This is a genomic window from Flavobacterium sp. MAHUQ-57, assembly GCF_051908335.1.
Classification (GTDB): Bacteria; Bacteroidota; Bacteroidia; order Flavobacteriales; family Flavobacteriaceae; genus Flavobacterium.
In genome coordinates this window covers 809,197-826,020 of sequence record NZ_JBPZTE010000006.1, presented here as the reverse complement: position 1 = coordinate 826,020, position 16,824 = coordinate 809,197, and the positions used below count along the sequence as shown (strand labels likewise).

The following is a 16,824-nucleotide window of genomic DNA, read 5'->3' as shown; positions in this document are numbered from 1 at the left end:
TGCGACAGCTTATCTTAGTATCGACAGTTCGGAACGATTATTTCTTACTGAAACAGGTTTTCAAGCGAAAATCTGAAACCGGCTCAAACAGTGTTAACAGTATTGCCAAACGGCTGTAACGGTATTATTTTATTCGTTGGGATGTCCATCTCCTTCGAAATAAATTTCAGAGATAGCTACATTTTGTTTTTTTCCTTGGTATACTTCAATTAGTTCAAATTTGACGCTCCATTGTTCATTTTTAGATTTTGATTTTGCACCAATAGGTTGAAAATTAAAAACCTGTTCGTCTTTAGTGTCTTCGAGTTTTAAAGTTTTAAATTCTTTTCCATTAAGATACATTTTAATTTTTTTGACTCTCGAATATTCGTTCCAAAGAGCATCATTTTTAACATTCCCGTTAAAAAACACAATTTCGGTAAACTTTGCACTAGCATTATTGAAAATAAATTCGATTACTTTTAAAGTATCTTCATTTTCACTTATCCAAGAGGTTCCATAATCAGAATCGTGAACATTTAGTGAAGTTTTTTTTTCTTTGTCAACATTTAGACATTTTGAACTTGAGTAAATTGTATCAATTTTTCCACCGCAGTACCAACTACAGCCTTCAAATGGTTTACTCCAAGGGTTTCCACCGAATTCATCACTATAATTTTCAATATATTCTTTTGTGAAATTAGTTTTTATATTTCTGAATTCTGACGGTTTCTTTTCGTTGTTTATTTGAGAAAATAACGAAGATGAAAAAATAAAAAAAAAAAATACTTCATTGATTTCGTTTTAGGGTAATAGGCTAGATATCATTTCAACTTTGAGAGGGGTGGAAGATCGTAAATACTTAATATTCTAAGTAACAATAACACGAATTGAAATTGATAATTCAGCTAAGTTCCAGAATAGTCACCAAGATTTGTGGGTAATTTTTCTATTCCGATTTTTCAGAATTCTTTTTAATGTGTTTTAAAACCCTGTTGTGAATTTTATGAATTATTAGATTGCTCCATTCTTGCCAATAAAAAGCAGGTTTTATATTGTGATAATACCAAGTTGTTCCTTCAAGTAATGTTTTTCCGTTTTCAAGTTCAGTCAATTTAAATTGCCCTTTTTTTGAAACAAAGTAATCGTGTAAATGAGGAGCATCTATATCCCAAAAACTTAATTCTTTCATTGGTGCAGGTTGTTCAAGAACATCAAACTTTAATAATTTACCTTCATTCCAGACTGTTACAGGTTCAACGAAGCTACCCGTTGTAAAATTGCAATGTCTTACAGAGCCAACTCCGCTTCCAATAATTTTGGCATTAATTGGATATGCAATTCCAGTTTTAAATATAAATTCGGTTGGAGCATCTAATTCTGGAAATTCGATTACGTTTTTCCAAACTTCCATTGGTTTCGCATTTATAATAACCGAAGTCGTTACAGAGGTCAGTTCAGGTTCGATTTTATTTTCGATAAATGAAGTCAGAGGAATAATTCCAATAAGAATTAATAAAACTGATGGAGTTGAATTGATTGATTTTTTTAGTAAACGATATCCAATTAAGCTTCCAATCCAGGTTAACAAAATTCCAATTGGTGCACCCATTACAATGCAAATTAAGCCTTCAATTGCAAAAACGAGTAAAGCCAAAGTACAAATTGCAAGAGTGGTATAACCAATCCAAATTGCTTGTCGTTTTGTTATTTTATTTTTATATCCAAAAAGCAATGTTGAACAGAATCCAATTAAAAATGGAGTTAGTATAAATAATGCGATTCCGTATTCTCCAATTCCATAAATACCCCAAAGTGATAAAATTCCAGCAATACAAACTGTAATTGCTACCGAAAGCCATTTACGCTTGGTTGTATTGAATTGTGATAATTGGTCAAATAGTTTCATTTAAATTAAATTTTCTTTGGTTTTTCTGTCGCTTAGAACTGTCTGCCAAACTCCCGGCTGCTTTTATAAATGGCGATCTAGCGATTTTTATTGATAAATATACTGTTTTTTCGTGCCCCTAATAATAATGACTACTACAGCAAATCATTATTTGAAACTGCTGTTGTATACAATTTATTGGATTTCAAATTGTTTTACCATCCAGTGTTTTGAGTGATTTAGTAGTAAATCCTTTTTTAGATCTTCATTCTTTGTGTCTAAATATTTATACACTTTAAGAGGTACCGAATCAGGGTAAACCGTTAATCCACTTTCTATAGTCTTAAGCGATTCTGATTGTTGTCCATTTGAAAAATAAGCTTCGGCTTTATAGATGTAAATTATTGCGGGTATTTTATTAAATATTGATTGAAATTCACTTTCCAAATCATTCATTAAAGCAACTTGGAAATTTGAGTTCGGCTTTTTCCCAACAGCTGCAGTTTTGGTAATGTGATCTTGATATGCTAAAAACAGTAATAATAAATGGCGATTTTTTGTCTTTTTGCCTTGATAAAGTTGCTCAATTTTTTTAGGGATCTCTGAACTTAATTCTCCAGTTTCTGATTGTAAAACTTGATTATAAAACTCATCTAATAGATCAAATACGGATTTATCTTCACTGTCAATTTTATTTTCAGCTTTTAATTGATTACTGTATTTCTTGTAAGCTTCGTTTTGTTGAGAGAATACATTAAATGAGAAAAAAAGTAAAAGCAAACTTAATTTTTTCATAGTTAAATTTCGTTTATAATTGATGTTGTGTTTAAATTGCACACAACGTTGTGGTGCATGGGTAGGTTGATAAATACGGAACTGATTATTTTCGGTTAAGATATAACTTCTATATGAATTTGTTATTTCAATTTCTAGACAAATTTGAATTAAATAAAGCTGCGTTTAACAGCCGTTTCTTTTTACTTTTTAAAAAGTAAACTTTTAGTTTTCATTTCTACTTGTATTCTTTTTTCAATGCATACAACTTCGGTATTTTCATTTGGAAAATTATCTGTGCAGGTAGTCCCAACACAGAATAGGAGATTGTAGCCAGATTCCAATTCTATATAATAACCAAATCCTGAAAGTTTGTATACAGAATCGGTTAATTTTTTGGCAACATCTTTCCATTTTGTACCAACCCTATAACCTTCTTTTGTGGTAAATTTCTTATCGTAAGTTCTGAGGGAAACGGTATCTGACTTTCTATTTAATTCATACTGATATTTGATGCTATTCGAGTACATTTCTCGAATTTCATATCCTGTTTGAATATTCACAATTGGATTTGAGTTTTTCAATTTGGTCTTTTCTGAAATTGGATATGTATTTGTTTTGCAACCAAAATGACTTAGAGAAATAAAAACATATAAAAATAGTACTTTTCTTTTCATCGAATGAGTTATCTTAAAATGTCTGCTAATGTCCATCTGCTTTGAGTTGTCGTGGATTTTGGTAACTGATGCTTATAAATACATTGAAAAGATTGAGAGCAACTATTGAAAAATCGGGAAGAAGTGAAAACACAAATACCTTCTTTTACACATTTAATCTCACTTGTTTATAACCGCCGTTATTTAGCGTTTAACTATAAAAGTTGTTTTTTTTTCTCTTCGCTTTCTTGATTTTTCAACTTTTCAATTTTCGGATTAAAATAACCGAAAACATTGGCAGTAATTATTAGTGCAATTATTAGAATCCAAAGACTCAAATTAAAGCTTATAGGTAATTCTTTCATTTCTTTTTCCAATTGTCTATTAGAAATAGTCAAAATGTCATTAAGGTTTTTTCTGCCCTCAGCATCTTTTGGTTCAAGTTTTATAATTAATTCGTAATACTTTTTCTGCTCGAGTAATATTTCATTTTGCCTTTCTAGTGTTCTGTAGGCACTTTTTATATTTCCAGTTATAAACATTAAACTGGGAATGATAATAATTGTCGCTATAAATTTTAGTGAAATTAAAGTTTTTAGATTCATTTTTATATGGATTCTGTAAAAGTATCTCCTAACGTACAGTCAGTTTTCTTTTAGTGAAGATTTTTTTTCAAAAGTATCAATTTAAGATCAAGCGTACAAAGACAAAACCAACTTTCCATTAAATCAAAACCCAATTTAGCCAAATAACGGTTATGTAAAGTTTTTGTGGTTAAAGTATTTTTTCGAAATCACTATCCGTTAAAATTTCATTTCTGAAGTTACTAATTACAACGTCCGGAGTTTTAAATGAATTCATTTCTGTTGGCCTATAACCTACATAACCTTTTAGCCAACCTTTTTCAGCAAATGAGTGAGGTTCGTAAACTTTAAATTTAAAAACTAAAACGGTTATTTTATTTTTTATTTCGATTGTATTTTCATAATTGATTTCATCTGGAAAACAATCAAAATCATCATTCATGTTTAACCAATTGGCCAGGTAACTTTCAGAAAGCTTTTCTATTGTCAATAATTCTTTCGGAAACAATTCTATTTTATTGAATTTGTTGAGTGCATCATAAGTTAAAGTTCTACTTTTTAAACTTTTTGCATATTTATCTATTATTGCAGTTTTGGGATTTTCTCCAAGTTTCAATTTAGTATAGAGTGGTCGAATAGAATCGAACCTCAATTCTTCTCCAGTTAAATTGGATATTCGGATTCTATTATAGATTGCTTTAATTACTATAAATTTTACAGACACAATAACGATTATACCAATAATCAATTGCACTATTTCCATTACACTTCCAGAATCTAACATTTATCTATAGGTCTCGTTTAATTAAATTACAGTGTCTTTCAGCTTAGTGATGTAGTGGATTAAGAAAGCCTAAACGATCTATTAAAACTGATTTTGCAAGTACTAAACCAATTTTAAATTAAGCCTAAAACCCACATATTGCCAAACAACTGTTTTGGGTAGTTTTTATATTTCAGAATTTAGATTCATCTCTTTCACAATACCAATTTGGTTGGCAATCTGAAACTACGCATCCACCCTCATAAACTTTATTTTTAGTTTTTGAATTTTCTTTATCCTCTTTTGAAACTATAGATATTCTTAGTCCGTATGTAATTGGAATTACCTTATCATCTTTATTGCATACAGGGCAATTTGTTTTCTCTTTTGAATTTTGAAATATACAGATTGGTTTTAATTCAATGCTTTGATTTATCTTTTCGTCTTCTTTTAGATTAAAAATGTATGAGCAATTTATAGGATAATTGCGAACAGAAAAACTTACATAATACTTTCCACTGCGTAAATTTTCAAATTTAAAATTGAAGTTTTCATCTATTTGAATACTATCTTTAATGTTTTCATGCTCTAAAATCGCATATACTTTGCTTGGTAAAGAATTGCGTTCTTTTTCGGTTGCAATCAAAAGTTTTCCGCCAATTTCTCCAGATTGACAAAAAACTTGAAAAAAAGATATCAAAAAAAGAATGTTGTATAAAAGATTAAATTTCATTTGTAAACGATGGTTATAAAATTGCCTATAACTTCCCGAGGGCTAGGCGCAGTAGCGACTGCGTTGAACGATTTATTTCCTGCTAATATAAGATTTTCTAGCGAACTCGAGTGATAGGCAACAGACGAAGCAAAATTGGCAACAGGCCAAAAACAGCTACCCCTAATTCTTAAACCTGCTGTTATAAGCAGCCATTATTTTATTAAAATTTACATTTTATTTACTAAACCATTCTATATCATTGTCCAAACGATCAATAAAATCACTAAATGATTTTCCAACTTCAATATGATATTCTTTATTCACATCTATTGTTGGAGAAATTACAATTCTGTAATTATTTTCATTTATAAATTCAATTGCTAAGAATTCACTAGCTCCATTTGAACCTATTGCTAAAGTATTTGGCAGATTTTCGAAAATTGTATAATCAGTATTGTATTCGATAAGTTTATCTATATCCCATAATATTACATATTCTGGTCCGATAAAATTTTCAAATTCCAAGTAGTTTTCAAGAAAGTATTTATATTCCATTGGCAAATTAAAATTTATGATGTTTTCAATTTGCTGAATTTCTGTCGATGTTTTATTTAATCTTTTTTCAAATTTATATTGAATTAATAGTTCTCTAAATTTTTCCATTATTTTACTGTTATTAAATCTTCTATATTCGTTTTTTGACATTTCGTTGCTTATAACGTTTTGCCGCTTGCCAAAGTAGCGGATTTCGAAGCACTACTTTCAATTTAACACTATACCTTATTAGAAAACGAATGTTCAGTTTAGCACTGAACCTTCCATTTTGCCAAACTACTGTTAACTGCTGGCTCTTAATCTTTCATATATTGATAATCAAGAACTTTAATTTCAAATGATTCCTTTCTTGGAGTATAACCAATTAATTTCAAATTCGCTATCGTAAATTTTGTGTCAATTTGTTGCCTTATTTCTGCTTTCTCAATTTCGGAATATTTACGCTTTTTTATGCATCGTTCAAAGTATCTTTTTTTATAAATGGGTAAATATTCATTATAACTTGGAGAATATGAAAAACTTATATAAATATATTTTTTTTCTGATTCTTTGATTTTGAAACTATCAATTACTTTAAAGTCGTCATTGATTGTTGATACTTCTATTTTATAGAAACCATTTTTCAATTCAATTAATGAATCTTTAGTTTTTGATAAATCAAGAGATTTTATAAAAACAGAATCGTTAAGTTTTATTTGACAGGAAATTTTTTTGAAACTACTTGAATTGTTTACAAAGTTAAATTTTACATTTTTTATTTTATTTTTCTGAAAACTTGGAAATAGTATCAAAGCGGAAATAATTACTAAAGTAAGTAGTACTAAAGTTGGGAGAATGTACAATTTAATTTTTTTTCGTTTTATATTTCGCATAGTTTTTTCGCAATTTTGACGCTTGCAGTTAACGTCCTGTGGCTTCAAGAAGTGGCGAATTTCTTGATGATATGTTTTCCACCAAGATAAAATTTCTTGTGAAATATAAATGTGAATTTATCAAAAATTCGCACACGAGCGCAGCGACTTCCGACGGAATCTTGCCAAATGCCTGTTTGCTGGTTAAGGTTTTTATTATTTCTGTTTTCTCTTTCTTAAATATTTACTGAAAATATTTACATATCGATCATCAAATTTGACCAAAGTAATTTTATCCCAATGTATTTCAGTTTCTTCATCGTCTAAAAAACCTTTTGCATCAAAATAATTTATAAAAACGGATTTTGCGGTTATCCTAGTAATTGGTCCAATGTCAAAAGTTTCATCATCAGGATTTTCATTTTCAATTATTACGTTTAATCCACAATTTTTAATCGATTCAAAAATAGTTTGCCAGTTTTTAAGTTCTATTTTGTGTTTCAAACCAACTTTTTCAGTAAGTTTTTCTCCTTTCAGTATTTTTTCATAATACTTGTCAAAAGTATTATATCTAATTTCTTCAATTGTTGATTTTGGAAACACAAAATAACCTAAAATTTCGAATTCATCTGTTTCTTGAATAATTATAAAATTTTGCGGAATAGTCAACTATAAATCCGCTTGTTTCACCACGTGAATTTTTTGCAAACTTTCGAAATATTTTACAATACTTTTTATTTTCGTAATGATATTTAATTTTTGATATTTTCTCTTCCATTTCGTTTTTTTTAGCATTACTGCTAACGTTCCGGCGCTTGGCACAGTAGCAACTGATTTATTAAAAATATTCTTATGAAAACTGCGGGTTGAAAATCTAGCTGATTTTCAGCCGGAGTAGAGTAGTAGCTATTGCGGCAAACCGCTGTTTGCGACGTTAATTTTATAAGTATATATTTTTTCAGTTTTCATAATTTCAAGTGCTTTTTTTGTTTCATTTTCTCCATCATTTAATGAACCAGGTAGTAAAATTAATCGAGTTTTAATTTTTCCATTTTCATCTTCAAAAAGAACTTCAAACCTTGAACGCGTAGTACCATATTTTGCATCTATGAATTTCACATCTTTTATTTTATTTCTTTCAATGGTTGAAATAGCGGAATAGTTGCTACTTTGTTTAACTCTAAATAATAAATAACTAGCAAAAAAAAGATTAAATAATGCGGTAACAACTTTATTTTCTTGATATGCTGTAAAAGCAAAATAAAGTAAGAAAATGGCAAAGCCAGAATAAATGATTAGTATTCTTGAAATTTTATTTCCAACCGTAATTTTTGCAATATTTCCAATTATTCCATCTCTTGTTAAAATAATTTTGTCAGGTAGAATATGACAAAACCCTGTTTTTGTTTTGAACTTTTTTTCGCTTTCCATTTTCAAAAGTTGATATTTCACGATTTTAGGGATAATGACGACCAATATTCCCGCCATTGCTTTGAACCGCTGTTAGCAGAAGTTTATTTTTTGTAAAAGAAATATGCTTCTTCTACACTTGGTTGCCAATTTTCGTTTCTTAATTTTTCAATTTTAAGCTCATTAAAAAGCTTTTCAGAGCCTGAAATAGTCATTGTGTATTGGTCTGTTTTTTTCATGTTTTTGTCATTCAAGATATATACAATGCTATATTCGTCTTCGGCTACTATTTTTTTAATGTATTTTGTTAAAAACTCACTAATTGCTTTTGGGTGTGGAAATAGCGAACTTTTTTTGAACTCAATCTCAAAACTTCCTTCATATTTGAACTGTGGTCCATAATCAAAAAGAAAACTAGGGTTACTTTTTTGTTCACTTAAATAAGCTTCATATTCACTTTTTTTATTGAAAACTTTTATATCAAAATAATATTTGAATGGAAAGGTTTCATTCAATTTTGTGATTTGATTTAAGTCAAATTCATAGGTGTTACCATCGTGAGTCATTACGCTTTTTAGAGTAGGATTAATTGTCCATGTTCCTATTTCTTCAAAATTTTTCACAATGGTCAATCTAAAAGACGGGTCTTCAGTTGAATTTTCGACTTCTTTTCCTAATTTTATTGTTTTAGCAAATTCAATAATTTGAGTTGAGTCTTCAATAATAAAGTTATATTTTTCGTAAGTTTTGTTTTTATCATATTGAGGGTATCTTCCAATTATTTTTGTTGTTCCATCAACTTTTAAATTTTCGAATAATTTTTTTTGACTTGAAACTTGATTTGTTATAATCAAGAATAATAAAATTAGAATTGTTCTCATAAGTGGGTTTTAAATATCTGTTAACCTACCGCCAACTTCTTGAAGTGGCAGATTTCGTGATTGATTTGTTACTGCTAAGATAGATTTTCCAGCGGAATCGAGCAAGAATTGCAAAAGGCTTTTGCTATTGCAAAACTGAGGTGTCCTACAATGAAAAGGATAGAACTAAACTGCAAATAAATAATTAAATTTTAGTTGTTTTTACGAACAGTTCATTGTTAGTGGCTGCATTTATTTAAATTTTAAAGCATGAAACGGAATATCCATTAAATCGGAATGTGTGTTTCTGTCATTACTCATAAAAGTTATAATTACATCTGCTATATTTTCTTTATGCAAACAAACAAATTGTCCGTATTTATATCCTTTTCCAAATTCACAATTGAATTCAAAAAAACCACTTCCACCATAATCGGCATTAAATTCTTTTTTAACTGCTTGAGTTGGAAAATCGCCAATTTCTACCATTTTCCCACCAGTCATATTAAGTCCGTTTGAATTCATGATTCCGACATGAAGATTATTTGGGTTTATCATTATTTCGTTCGTATTGCTTTTCGATTTTTCATAAGCGATTAGCATTTCTTTTATTGGAAATAAGGAGTATCTAACTTCCATTGTAGCGTCTGAGTTGATAATGGCAAACGAATACCGTAAATCTCTATTTTGTTTAACTTCTTTGATTTTGTATCCAATTGGCATTTCAAATTGTAGGCCTGATAATCCAGCTTGTTTTTGGAATTCTTCTAAAGTTAATGTTTGGGAAAATGAGCTAATCGATACCAAAGCAAAAAATGCAATTAAAAGTCTTTTTCTCATTGTATTTTAAGTTACTGTTACTGTTTTGTGGTTTCTTAATATATGTGTTAACGTCTTGGCGCTTGGATAGGTTGATAAATTCGGAACCGATTATTTTATTTCATCTTTTCGGCTTTCAGCCTCAGGTCTGTAAAGATAAAATTTCTTGCAAAATGCAAACGTGAATTTACCAAAAAAACCGCACACGATCGCAGCGACTGCCGAAGGAATCTCGCCAAACCGCTGTAAGCGGCAGTTTTAATTAATAAAATTGATAATTAAATTTAAAGAATCTCTCTATTGATTTTCCTATATAATGAATTCTAGTTTGCTCCAATTTGTTTTTGTAAGTCATTACCCTATGGTCGATTTTTTGGTTATTTTGTGAAAAAGAAAGATATTTAACTTTATTACCGTCTCTATCGTAGGAATAAAAACTTTTATAACCTGCTTTCCAGTTAAGAAATGTAAGATTGCCATTTGTGTCATACGAATAAATGGTGCTATCAAATGGTTTCCCATTCTGATAACTAATGGACTTAATTATCCTATTATTTTTATCAAAGTAATTAAGCTCTTTTAATTCATCATGATTAGCAGGATATTGAGTGGTCTCTTTTATGTTATTCCCCTTCTTGTCGTAGAAATATTCGTATTTGGTGTTTGGCTTTCCGTCAATAAACTCAATCTTTTTAATAAGTTTATTGTTGCTGTTATAAAAATATTTTTCACTTGTCGAACAGTCTGAGTTTTCAAAACAACTTTGATACTCAGTAATATTCCCATTATTGTCGAATTTAAAAATTTGGCTTATATATCTTTTCTCACCCGAAAATTGGATATAAAAAATATCAGCTTTATTAAATTTGTTGTAGTGGTAAAAAGATGTCATAAATGGTTTACCACCACTAAATTGAATGTTTCTTGTTAGTCTTCCTTTATTATCAAAATGGTCCTGATATATAACTTCGCAGTTCTTCCCTTTCTGGTCGCATTCAAATTGAGTCCTGGTTTTTACCTTCTGTTCTTTCATTATGGCGTCGACAGAAAAGGTTTCCTGTGCAAAAGTTTGAATAGTCAAGAAAAGTATGATGATTAGGAAAGATGTTTTTGTCATTAAGGGTCATTCTTAAATTGCCGGTAATGTCCCGCCAGCTTCATGAAGTGGCGAAGTACGGGACGATTTATTTTCCACTAAGTTAGAATTTAAAAGCGAAATATAAATATGAATTTGCCAATATTCTCACCATTTCGTGAAACCGCTTCCAGTAGAAGTTATTCAATCTCTCGAATTTTTAAAGTTCCGGAAATAGTTGAAAATCCTGAAAACCCTGAAATCTGGAGCGTAGCATTTTTTACTACGCCATCATTTTTAACAAAGTAAGTGCCCTTATAAACTTTAGTCATTGAATTTATAATATCGTCATTTTCAACTTTATTTTTAAAAACCATTTCAACATTTACTGTACAGCCTTCACTACTTATTTTAGTACATTCATATCTAACATTGATAACTTTAAAAATCAAATCAGGTAAAGCTGATTTTTTGTTATACCAAATATTACCTACCTTCATTTTATTTTTTGGAAATTGTATAACTAGTAATTCCGGATTAATTAACCTTCTTGGTTGAGTAGTATGATCATTAGTAGCTACGTTTCCATATTTATCAAATAAAGTTGTAAAAGTGTTATCAGTTAGATCTTGGGAATTACTATTATTCTCTTCAGGATTTAAATCACTTTTATATTCAATATCTGTAACTTTTAAAGTCATTTCGACTTTATCACTTATTTTTTTAAAATTACAGGTAGCTTGGTTGTTTAATTTAAACCGATTTGATTCTAAATTAATTGAATATTTTTTTGTGGTTTTTGGATTAAAAAGAAATACTCTTTCAGTATTTTTTTTACAACTTGTAAAACCAAAAAGTAAAAATAGAAGGAAAAATAGTGATTTCATTATTGGTGTTTATAATTGCTGCTTACGTTCCGCCGCTTGGCGAAGAAGCGGCTAATTTACAAAGAAAAGTACTTATGAAAACGGCGAGTTGAAAATCCAGCGGATTTTCAGCCGAAATAGAGTAGTAGCAATTGTGGCAAACCGCTGTTTTGTGCTATTTTTTTTATTCAAACACTATTTCACATTCACTATCAAATACTTTTGAGTTTCCACATCTCAAAATTATCTGTCCGCTATTTTTTAGCTCAATTACTATTTGACAATTTTCCTCATTTTGTTCGCAATAAATTTTAGATATTTCCTTATCTTTTATATCAAACTTGTTTGAATAATCCTTAAATATAAAGTTTTCATCATCTTCAATATCTCCTAAATCTAAATAATTTTTTGTTTCGGTATCTTCCCAAAATCCAGCTCCAGCATCAAGAAAATATTTTTGCCAATTCTTTTCATAAATTTTCAGATAAACAAATATTACAGATTTAGTTTTTAAATTTTCACAAATTAGTATTTTGTCTATTTTGTAATTTTCAAAGCCTTCAACTACAAAATTGCGAAGAAAATAAAATTGATTTTCTAATTCCTCATTCATATTTTTTATTTTGATTTCTCTCAGTATTCTGTCGCTCTATAATAGAAGGCAACTCATTATTCAAAACCATTTTCACGAAAAAAAATTGACAATAATTTTAATTTTTTTGGACATATTGGTTCAAAAGTATCTCCAGGATAACGTGACCAATAATTGCATTCAAAGCAAAAATCTATTACTGCAAATATTTCATTTAATTCATTTATGAATAATATCCCATAACCTCTTTTCACATCATTACAATTGGTTGGACTATCATATTTTGGACAGTCCATATCTTTATTGGCAATTTTATATAATCTTGCCGCTTGTTGTAAGTTTATAGATTTGATTTTATCCATTTTTGAAAAATCTATATCCAAAACATTTCCATTTTCTAATTGAGGCATAGTAATACAACTTTGCCATTTCCACTCGGGTGATGTAGAATCCATATTTGAATATGAAACAAGCTTAATTGAAACAGATTGATTGAATGGAAATTTTTCAAAACAATTAGTTTGTGCCAATATTAAATTTGGCAAGAAAAAAATACCAATAAGTAATAATTTAAGTTTCATAATGTTGTTTTTCACTTTCGGCAAGTTGCCTTTATCACATTAGCGCCAGCGTGAAACGTTTATTTCTCGCTAAGATAAGATTTCCCAGAGGAAAATCGAAAGTTCTATTAAAGATAAATTTAGCTATTGTGCCAAACCGCTGTTACCAGCAGTTATTTTAATTTCAAGCTCTTTTTTAATATTGTATATCCATTCCAGAAAAATGAATGTTCGGAATATGTAAATTTTTCTTCATTTACAATGATCTCATTTAATGCGTTGGAAGTGCTTACAAAATTAACTTCAGGTAAGCTTCTTAATTCAGTTTCATATTTTACTAAAGCTTCAATATCTCTTGATTTCAACTTTCTTTTTTGGTTTTTATATTTGAGAAAGTAATAACTATTTTTTTTATAAACCTTTATAGAATCTGCTCCACTATTAAAGCATCCTGAGAATTTTAGATTAATAGTAAGTGTATCTTTATTTTTTAAGTTCAGTACCAAAAGATCTTTTGACTTAGGGTTTTGAAGCTGGTCTATATATAAATTAATTTCTTGTCCGCCAAGTTGGTTATTTGCTTCATCAAGTTTTACAGTTTTTTCAATTTTTTCTCCAAAAAGATTATTATAGTAAAACTTATACTCACCATTTGGAACATTCTCATATAAAGCAAATGAATCAGGATATCCAATGTTTTTAAATAGTAGATTGTCTTTATATATTTTTAATGTATCAACAATTAAAGTAATATCGTTTTCAGATTGACTCCTTTTTAGATGAACTGATAAACGAATCTGCGAAAAAGCAGAAACTGATAATAAAAATAAGAGTGATATTAAGTACAGTTTTTTCATAATTGCTGGTAACGTTCTCAGGCTTTACGTTCGAGCGGGTTTCGGAGCACAAAGTTTCAATTTATTACTAAAGTTCATTAGATGCACAAAACTCCAAGTTTCCACGTCAGCCCGCCTGACGCAAAACCCGTGTTAGCAGATGGCCTTTTCTGTTATTCTGATATTCTCGTCAAAAGTCTTTGCAATTTCTTTTAGTTGTGTCAGCAATTCCTTTGTGTCGATTTCCAGTTTTGGTCTGTCCCACGCTTCAAATTTTTCTTTGTCGTTAAATCTTGGCCAAAAAATGTATTCATAATAATAGTTCCAAGTCTCTTTTATTAATTCATTGTCTGCGTAGATTTGAAGTGTGGCGTTTCTGTCATCTTGATTAATAAAGTCGCCATACAAGTTGACAAAGTTTGCGAAGCCTTCAATTGTCAAAATGTCCAGGTTATTTTTCTCAATTTCATTTGCAATTGAGATAAGGTCATAAGTGTAAATTTCTTTAACCTCTAAATTATCGAAATTATCGAGCCAAGAACTAAGATTTTCAAATTCAACTAAATTGCCAACTGAAGTTAAAATTGTCGTCTTTAAGTCTGTCAAAGATTTAGTAGCAAAAATTTCACCACTTTTATATGTTAAAAGTCTGTCGGTGCTGTTTTTATCAGTGTCTGTATACCAAACTAAAAATAATGGACTGTCAAAAGCTGCCGAACAATATTTAATTATCCAAGTCGAGTAATTTCCGCTTAGGTCGTCAAATGTTTTTATGTCGTTTTGCTCTGTCATAGGCTATCTGCTAACGTCCCGCCGGCTTGCTGCAGGTGGGGATTTTGTTCCTTTAGTTTGGTTTATCACCAAGCAAAATATACAAAAAGATGTTGGAGTTTTCCCTAAAACCCCACTTGCTGCAAACCGCTGTTGTGTGAAGTTAAAATTACCCAATATTGATTATTAATCCATCATTTTGCTCAGCTGCTTTTTTGAAAGCTGCACTAATTGTTTCAATATGTTGCTTAATAAATGTCCAATGAAATCCAGAAGCTTTATAGACATTTTGACTTATCATTTTTTCTTCATCGTATTCTTTATATAAATCATCAATCTGGATTTTAAGAAGAATTTGATTGATGTTTTTTACTTTATCGGAAAGTAAATAATTATAGATTTCATAAGAGTTTTCGTCGAATGGTTCTCCGAATATGTTATCTAAAATTTTATCTGCTGTAGAATCATTTGTTTTAAGTAAAAATCTTGCAACATCCCAAGCTTTATCTAACGAAAAAACTGTGTCATTTTGTTTATGATATTGACCATAAACTGAAGAATAGTTTTCAACCAAGAATTCTGAAAGTTTATCTTCAGATAAGTTTTTTAGTTTCGTAATGTTTTTATCATCAATTCGATAAAATTCGCAAATCATTCCCATATTGTTTCTTGAGATGTAGTTGTCGATTAATTTCGCACAACGTTCCGGCGCTTGGCGAGGTTGCGAAGTTCGGAACCGATTATTTTCTGTTAAAGATAAAATTGCTTGCGAAATGTAAACGTGAATATACTACAAAATTCGCACACGAGCGCAGCGACTGCCTTAGGAATCTTGCCAAACGCCTGTTACCAGCAGTTTTTTTCAACTAATTCTTTAATTTTTGTTTTTTCAATTTCGTTCAGTGATTTAAATTTCAGTACAACTTCAGTTTTAGTGATTCCTTTTTCTCCAAAATTAATCTTCACAATATTATTCTCAAAGCTTATCTTATTTACTTTTTTTACATATGCAAATGGAAATCTATTTGAAAATTCGCTAAGTTCTGTTGTTAAAATAATTGGTAAAGAGAGTTGTTTTAGAAAACTATTTTTAGTAAAACCTAAAATTATGATAGCGTTTTTAGTCAAATATAAATCGCAACGATTAAATAAAAAATCTCGATTATTTAGCCCCATTGTCATTGTTGCGCTTTTGGTCTGCTCAACATAAAGTTCTGTTTCAGTTTTTAAACTTTCAATTAAGATTTTATATTGATTTTCTCTGTTTTTATTTGTTGAATTTATAATAAAAAAGATTAATATAAAAAAAGTTGAAAAGAAAATAATTGGTATTAACATATTTTAAATTTTGTTTTTTTCCATAATTCAACAAAGATAAAAAATATCTTTTCTGTATTAAGTTATTGAATTCTCCATTCAGCGAGTCAATTGCTGGTAACGTTTTGCTGCTTTGTGCCGTGCCGGGTTGGTTAGGTTTATTTGTCAAGCTAAGATAGGAATAACTTGGTAACGAAAACTACCATCTAACACAGTTAGCTGGCATGGCTCAAAACCGCTGTTATAAGCAGGCTTACTTCGTTAGTCTTTGTAATTGTCTTATCTAATTGTGGTGTCTCTAACTGGTTTATCCCAAAAATATTCGTTGTCTTTGTCACTTCCAACGCCATTATAATCTACAACGAAGGAGTTAACATCTGCATTCTCAATAATTCCATTTCTACAATCATACACGTGATTTTTGTCCTTTGCATATATCGAGTTGTTCAGAACTTGGAATGTTTCTATGTCAACTTCTGGTATTGGTATTAGTTTGCATTCACCGTCTGTTTCATATTTTCCATAAGCTCTATTTTTGTCTACCATGAATTGAGAATAATTCGAAAGTGATTGCAGGTCAAGATTGATGTTTGAATGATATGAATAACCATTTTCTTCAGTGTCAACAACCAAAATATTAATTGACGTGTCATCAAGTTTTTGATAAACTGAATAAACCCCATATGAGTCAACCATTGAATGACACGATACGAGAAAAAACAGCATGAATACAATGACTATTTGAAGAGTGATTTTCATTTGAGAATTAAAAGCTTGCTTATAACGTTCTGCGGCTTGCTCTCAGTGGCGTTGCACCAACACCAAACTATTACAAATATAACAAAACATTCCATTGAGCAGCGAATTTTCCGTAGTAAAATCCGGAAGAAGCCATTGAAGCAAACCGCTGTTGTGCGATCGCTTTTATTTATTTATGGATTCGTCAAATTCTT

General features: G+C 29.8%; 22 protein-coding genes. All 22 read right to left on the bottom strand.

The genetic code is table 11. The annotated features are described in order from the left end of the window. Nucleotides 1-129: 129 nt before the first annotated feature. Nucleotides 130-663 (bottom strand): NADase-type glycan-binding domain-containing protein, encoded by a 534-nt coding sequence (locus ACS8MM_RS04170; protein WP_439948685.1) that lies wholly within the window; start codon nt 661-663, stop codon nt 130-132. A gap of 265 nt (nt 664-928) precedes the next feature. Then, nucleotides 929-1,888 carry a hypothetical protein gene (locus ACS8MM_RS04165; protein WP_379713333.1) on the bottom strand — a complete coding sequence of 320 codons (960 nt, stop codon included), beginning with the start codon at nt 1,886-1,888 and terminating at the stop codon, nt 929-931. A gap of 174 nt (nt 1,889-2,062) precedes the next feature. Further along, nucleotides 2,063-2,662, bottom strand: a complete 600-nt coding sequence (locus tag ACS8MM_RS04160) for a hypothetical protein (protein WP_379713331.1) — start codon at nt 2,660-2,662, stop codon at nt 2,063-2,065. Nucleotides 2,663-2,844: 182 nt separating this feature from the next. Further along, nucleotides 2,845-3,318: a hypothetical protein gene (locus tag ACS8MM_RS04155; RefSeq protein ID WP_379713328.1), complete on the bottom strand. Its 474-nt coding sequence runs from the start codon at nt 3,316-3,318 to the stop codon at nt 2,845-2,847. 194 nt (nt 3,319-3,512) lie between these two features. Beyond that, on the bottom strand, nt 3,513-3,902 hold the full coding sequence (locus ACS8MM_RS04150) for a hypothetical protein (RefSeq protein WP_379713326.1): 390 nt from the start codon (nt 3,900-3,902) through the stop codon (nt 3,513-3,515). 169 nt (nt 3,903-4,071) lie between these two features. Next, the gene (locus ACS8MM_RS04145; protein ID WP_379713324.1) at nt 4,072-4,665 is read right to left on the bottom strand and encodes a hypothetical protein; all 594 of its coding nucleotides are present in this window, start codon (nt 4,663-4,665) and stop codon (nt 4,072-4,074) included. Nucleotides 4,666-4,837: 172 nt separating this feature from the next. Further along, the gene (locus ACS8MM_RS04140; RefSeq protein ID WP_379713322.1) at nt 4,838-5,377 is read right to left on the bottom strand and encodes a hypothetical protein; all 540 of its coding nucleotides are present in this window, start codon (nt 5,375-5,377) and stop codon (nt 4,838-4,840) included. 216 nt (nt 5,378-5,593) lie between these two features. Next, nucleotides 5,594-6,064, bottom strand: coding sequence for an SMI1/KNR4 family protein (locus ACS8MM_RS04135; RefSeq protein ID WP_379713320.1), 471 nt, complete (start codon nt 6,062-6,064; stop codon nt 5,594-5,596). A gap of 146 nt (nt 6,065-6,210) precedes the next feature. Beyond that, the gene (locus ACS8MM_RS04130) at nt 6,211-6,786 is read right to left on the bottom strand and encodes a hypothetical protein (protein WP_379713318.1); all 576 of its coding nucleotides are present in this window, start codon (nt 6,784-6,786) and stop codon (nt 6,211-6,213) included. Nucleotides 6,787-6,981: 195 nt separating this feature from the next. Beyond that, the gene (locus ACS8MM_RS04125) at nt 6,982-7,434 is read right to left on the bottom strand and encodes a hypothetical protein (protein WP_379713316.1); all 453 of its coding nucleotides are present in this window, start codon (nt 7,432-7,434) and stop codon (nt 6,982-6,984) included. Between the two features lie 237 nt (nt 7,435-7,671). Further along, on the bottom strand, nt 7,672-8,253 hold the full coding sequence (locus tag ACS8MM_RS04120; protein WP_379713314.1) for a phosphoribosylaminoimidazolesuccinocarboxamide synthase: 582 nt from the start codon (nt 8,251-8,253) through the stop codon (nt 7,672-7,674). Nucleotides 8,254-8,279: 26 nt separating this feature from the next. Then, a complete protein-coding gene (locus ACS8MM_RS04115) occupies nt 8,280-9,029 on the bottom strand; it encodes a hypothetical protein (protein WP_379713312.1) in 750 nt (249 codons plus the stop codon). A 258-nt stretch (nt 9,030-9,287) separates the two neighbouring features. Continuing rightward, nucleotides 9,288-9,875: a hypothetical protein gene (locus ACS8MM_RS04110; protein WP_379713310.1), complete on the bottom strand. Its 588-nt coding sequence runs from the start codon at nt 9,873-9,875 to the stop codon at nt 9,288-9,290. Between the two features lie 241 nt (nt 9,876-10,116). Further along, nucleotides 10,117-10,971: a hypothetical protein gene (locus ACS8MM_RS04105; protein ID WP_379713308.1), complete on the bottom strand. Its 855-nt coding sequence runs from the start codon at nt 10,969-10,971 to the stop codon at nt 10,117-10,119. 158 nt (nt 10,972-11,129) lie between these two features. Continuing rightward, on the bottom strand, nt 11,130-11,816 hold the full coding sequence (locus tag ACS8MM_RS04100) for a hypothetical protein (protein ID WP_379713306.1): 687 nt from the start codon (nt 11,814-11,816) through the stop codon (nt 11,130-11,132). A 163-nt stretch (nt 11,817-11,979) separates the two neighbouring features. Then, on the bottom strand, nt 11,980-12,408 hold the full coding sequence (locus ACS8MM_RS04095) for a hypothetical protein (RefSeq protein WP_379713304.1): 429 nt from the start codon (nt 12,406-12,408) through the stop codon (nt 11,980-11,982). Nucleotides 12,409-12,464: 56 nt separating this feature from the next. After that, nucleotides 12,465-12,968: a hypothetical protein gene (locus ACS8MM_RS04090; RefSeq protein WP_379713302.1), complete on the bottom strand. Its 504-nt coding sequence runs from the start codon at nt 12,966-12,968 to the stop codon at nt 12,465-12,467. 152 nt (nt 12,969-13,120) lie between these two features. Continuing rightward, nucleotides 13,121-13,804, bottom strand: coding sequence for a hypothetical protein (locus ACS8MM_RS04085; RefSeq protein ID WP_379713300.1), 684 nt, complete (start codon nt 13,802-13,804; stop codon nt 13,121-13,123). A gap of 132 nt (nt 13,805-13,936) precedes the next feature. Continuing rightward, nucleotides 13,937-14,575, bottom strand: a complete 639-nt coding sequence (locus ACS8MM_RS04080) for a hypothetical protein (RefSeq protein ID WP_379713298.1) — start codon at nt 14,573-14,575, stop codon at nt 13,937-13,939. A gap of 148 nt (nt 14,576-14,723) precedes the next feature. Further along, nucleotides 14,724-15,209: a DUF1877 family protein gene (locus ACS8MM_RS04075; protein ID WP_379713296.1), complete on the bottom strand. Its 486-nt coding sequence runs from the start codon at nt 15,207-15,209 to the stop codon at nt 14,724-14,726. Between the two features lie 191 nt (nt 15,210-15,400). Beyond that, complete coding sequence (locus ACS8MM_RS04070) at nt 15,401-15,892, bottom strand: hypothetical protein (protein WP_379713294.1); 492 nt, start codon at nt 15,890-15,892, stop codon at nt 15,401-15,403. 258 nt (nt 15,893-16,150) lie between these two features. Then, a complete protein-coding gene (locus ACS8MM_RS04065; RefSeq protein ID WP_379713292.1) occupies nt 16,151-16,630 on the bottom strand; it encodes a DKNYY domain-containing protein in 480 nt (159 codons plus the stop codon). Nucleotides 16,631-16,824: the final 194 nt, after the last annotated feature.